This window comes from Sulfurovum sp. bin170, assembly GCF_010892395.1.
GTDB lineage: Bacteria > Campylobacterota > Campylobacteria > Campylobacterales > Sulfurovaceae > UBA1140.
Genome location: NZ_JAACKB010000259.1, coordinates 1 through 3,085, shown reverse-complemented (window position 1 = coordinate 3,085; position 3,085 = coordinate 1). Strand labels below are relative to the sequence as shown.

General features: G+C 35.3%; 2 protein-coding genes. Both read right to left on the bottom strand.

What is annotated here, in order from left to right; genetic code table 11:
* Positions 1-139 precede the first annotated feature (139 nt).
* Complete coding sequence (cysN, locus tag GSY74_RS06110) at positions 140-2,077, bottom strand: sulfate adenylyltransferase subunit CysN (protein WP_164664214.1); 1,938 nt, start codon at positions 2,075-2,077, stop codon at positions 140-142.
* Positions 2,077-2,979 (bottom strand): sulfate adenylyltransferase subunit CysD, encoded by a 903-nt coding sequence (cysD, locus tag GSY74_RS06105; RefSeq protein ID WP_164664215.1) that lies wholly within the window; start codon positions 2,977-2,979, stop codon positions 2,077-2,079. Before cysD ends, cysN begins: the two co-directional genes overlap by 1 nt.
* Positions 2,980-3,085 lie beyond the last annotated feature (106 nt).

Below are 3,085 nucleotides of genomic sequence, written 5' to 3'. Positions count from 1 at the left end.
TGTTTTAGCTCTTTTTTTAAGAGTTTTGTTTTGACAATAACACTTGGCATAATCTGAAAATTTGAACATATCTCTTTATTAAAATTAGTAATACATATATTTTTGGCTTCTATAAATAGAGAAAAAATCAAGATAATCATTACTTTAAACATTTTTTACTCTCTTGTAAATATAAGATAATAGTTTCTAAACTCTCTTCGATAGATGCGTTATTGATGGTTATCTCTGGATTCAAAGGTCTCTCATAAGGTGAACTAATCCCTGTAAAATCTTTGATAATCCCATCTTTTGCTTTTTGATACAATCCTTTTTTATCTCTTTGTTCACAAACATCCAAAGGCGTATCTAAAAACGCCTCTATAAACTCATCGTTGGCTACCAAACTTCGTGCAAACTCTCTATCTTTTCTAAATGGTGAGATAAAAGCCGTAATGACAATCAAACCTGCATCAACCATAATTTGTGATAGGTGAGCCACTCTTCGGATATTCTCCTCTCTGCTCTTTTGGGTAAAATCCAAATCATTATTGAGACCATCTCTTAGATTGTCTCCATCTAGCAGATAAGTTTTAAACCCTTGGCTATATAACACTTTCTCTATCTCGTTGGCTAGTGTTGATTTACCACTAGCACTCAACCCCGTTAGCCACAAGATAAAAGGTTTTTGATGTAAGCTTTTGGCTCTTAAACTTTTTGTAATGGTATGGTTTTGTAAAAATATATGGTTGTTTTGTGTTAATGGATTGACAACAACTCCTGCTCCAACACTATTACAACTTATTTTATCTATGAGTATAAAACTGCCTGTAGATTTTATATCTTGAAACCTATCAACCAAGATTTTGCTCTCTAACTCTATGGTACATTTTGCAATATCATTCAATTTTAAAAACTTCTCTTCAAAATTTTGTAGCGTTGACATATCTTTGATATACTCTATATGGGTTACTTTGGCATTAATAGCAACCGTGGTTAGATTTAATTGATAGGTTTGATTGAGTATAAGTTCTGATTCATCCATCCAGAGCATCATCGCTTCAAATCGTTGAACTACTATAGAGGAGTCATCTTGATGTACAAGAGTGTCACCTCTACTTATATCTATCTCATCTGATAGAGTTAAAGTGATGGCATCACCTTTTAGGGCATGAGTTGGTGAACCATCATAAGTTATTATCTCTTTTATGGTGGTGGTTTTATGAGATGGTAATATTTTTACTTTATCACCTACCTTTAATACGCCATTGGCAACTGTTCCTGTATATCCTCTAAACTTACTATTGGGTCGGTTGATGTATTGAATAGGAAATCTAAATTTATCACTACGGCTGGTAGTTACTGGTATGGTTTCTAGTATCTCTAAAAGTGTTTTTCCTCTGTACCAAAGTGTATGAGTGCTTATATTGACAACATTCTCTCCATTGGTTGCACAGATAGGAATAAACTCAATAGTCGAGGTCTCTATATTGAGCCTCTTTAAATTTTCTAAAAAATCTTTTTTTATTGTTTCAAATTTATCTTGTGAATAATTGATTAAATCCATCTTATTAATCGCCACGATTAAATCTTTGACTCCAAATAGGGTTGTAATATAGGTGTGTCTATTGGTCTGAACCGAAACTCCTTTGGTCGCATCAATCAGTATTACAGCGACATCTGCACCACTAGCACCTGTTGCCATATTTCGTGTATATTGCTCATGACCAGGGGTGTCGGCTAATATAAATTTTCTTTTGGGGGTGTTAAAATAGCGATAAGCCACATCAATGGTGATGCCTTGCTCTCTTTCACTAGAAAGTCCATCAACCAAAAGTGCAAAATCAATCTCACCTTGTTGCGTACCATACTTTTTAGATACCGAACAGAGAGCTTCCATTTGGTCTGTAAAGATGGAGTTTGAATCATAAAGCAGTCGTCCTATTAGTGTGCTTTTACCATCATCAACACTGCCACAAGTTATAAATTTTAGAAGTGAATTTCTTGCAAAACTAGGAACCGATGGCTTTAGCCTCGTCTTGTTCGGGACTAAAGTCTCCGTTTCCAAAGAATTTTGCAAAAAGTCTAGTGAAGTTTTCATTAAAAGTACCCCTCTAGTTTTTTCTTTTCCATACTGCCCAGTTGGTCTTTGTCAATGGCTCTTCCACTTCTCTCACTGGTCGTGGCACTCTGCATCTCTTTGACAATTTTTGCCAAACTATCAGCCTCTGAGTTGATAGCCCCTGTTAGAGGATAACAGCCCAAAGTCCTAAATCGAACCATCTCTTTTTTGACATTTTTCAGATACTCTTTTGGAACTCTATCATCGTCTACCATAATCTTCATCCCCTCAAACTCTATTACCTCTCGCTCTTTGGCATAATAGAGTGGAACAATAGGAATACTCTCTTGCTCAATATAGTCCCAAATATCTCTCTCTGTCCAGTTAGAGAGAGGAAAAACCCGAATAGACTCATCTCTATTTAGATTGGAGTTATAAAGATTCCAAAGTTCAGGTCGTTGAGATTTTGGATTCCAAGAGTGATTGGCATCACGAAATGAAAATATTCTCTCCTTTGCACGACTCTGCTCCTCATCCCTTCTTGCCCCTCCAAAAATAGCATCAAATCGGTACTGGTTTAGCAGTTGTTTTAACCCCTCTGTTTTCATAATATCGGTATGCAATTTGCTACCATGAACAAATGGGTTGATATTCATAGCTTTACCTTTGGGATTGGAGTGAACTATCAACTCCATACCCACCTCTTTGACCCTTTTGTCTCTAAACTTCATCATCTCTCTAAATTTCCACAAAGTATCTACATGAACAAGAGGAAAAGGAGGAGTAGCAGGATAGAAAGCTTTTAGAGCCAAATGTAGCATCACAGAGCTATCTTTACCGATGCTATAAAGCATAGCAGGATTATGAAAGTTGGCTATAACCTCTCGCATAATATATATGGATTCGTTTTCTAGTTTTTTTAAAGTATGATTTATAGTAATGTCTCCCCCACCCTTAAGATAAAATCTTATTTTCCCCTATTTATTTTTAAATTATACAACTAAAATGTATCACAAGTGTATCATCAAAATTTAATTTAATTTAATT

Bases quoted from the DNA above. Each gene is read 5' to 3' on its own strand.
- cysN (WP_164664214.1), bottom strand. From the start codon at position 2,077: ATGAAAACTTCACTAGACTTTTTGCAAAATTCTTTGGAAACGGAGACT.